Origin of the sequence: Inquilinus limosus MP06 (genome assembly GCF_000767795.1) — a bacterium.
Classification (GTDB): domain Bacteria; phylum Pseudomonadota; class Alphaproteobacteria; order DSM-16000; family Inquilinaceae; genus Inquilinus; species Inquilinus limosus_E.
Genome location: NZ_JANX01001087.1, coordinates 1 through 875 on the forward strand (window position 1 = coordinate 1; position 875 = coordinate 875).

The window sequence follows — 875 nt, forward strand, 5'->3', positions numbered from 1 at the left end:
ACGGCGTGGACCGCATCGCGCTGTGCGGCGGCTTCGCCCTGCCCTGGCGGGCCCGGGTGGCCGCGGCGGTGGCCGGCCGCGCCCTGGTCGGATCGGTCGGCTACGCCTTCGAATCCCTGGCCGGCGTCGCCGCCTACAAGGCCAATTTCGAGGCCGGCAGGCCCTCCCGCGAGGCCCTGATCTCGCTGGAGCCCGGCGCCGACCCGGCCGCCGACCGCAGCGTGCGCGAGGCCGGCGGCCACCACACCACCATGATCGCGGTGCCGGACACCGAGACGGCGGTTCGCATCGCCCGCGGGCTGGTGGCCGACGGCGTGACGCTGATCGAGCTGTTCGGCGATTTCGACAGCGCCGGCACGGCCGCGGTGATCGAGGCCGTGGACGGGCGCAGTCCGGTCGGCTGGGTCGGCTACGGCACCGAATCCCTGGCGGGCTGACCGGGTGCAGCCTGGCCGGGCTTGCCCGGCACGGCGGGCGCGCGCAGAGTCGGCCCATGCCCGCCGAAAGGATCCTGCAGCGCCCGTCGATGGCGGTGTTCGACTACCGGTGCAGCGCCGGCCCGGGCGACCGCCCCTTCACCGAGCTGCATACGGGCCATTCCGTCTCCTATGTCCGGCGCGGCAGCTTCGGCTGCCGCCAGCTGGGCCGGGCGGACGAGCTGGTGGCGGGATCGGTGCTGGTCGGCCATCCGGGCGACGAGTTCACCTGCACCCATGAGCACCACCAGCATGGCGACGAGTGCCTGTCCTTCCATCTGGATCCGGCGCTGGTCGAGTCGATCGGCGACGACTGCGCGGCCTGGCGCGCCGGGGCGGTGCCGCCGCTGCCGGGGCTGATGGTGCTGGGCGAGCTGGCGCAGGCCGTGGCCGAGGGCC

2 protein-coding genes are annotated in these 875 nt (G+C 74.9%); both read left to right on the forward strand.

Annotation, left to right across the window (positions count from 1 at the left end; translation table 11 throughout):
* Positions 1 to 437: DUF6506 family protein (locus tag P409_RS39830; protein WP_034849813.1), on the forward strand; the 437-nt coding region annotated here is incomplete at its 5' end.
* Positions 438 to 493: 56 nt separating this feature from the next.
* A partial coding sequence (locus tag P409_RS35370) for a hypothetical protein (RefSeq protein WP_034849815.1) occupies positions 494 to 875 on the forward strand: 382 nt, incomplete at its 3' end.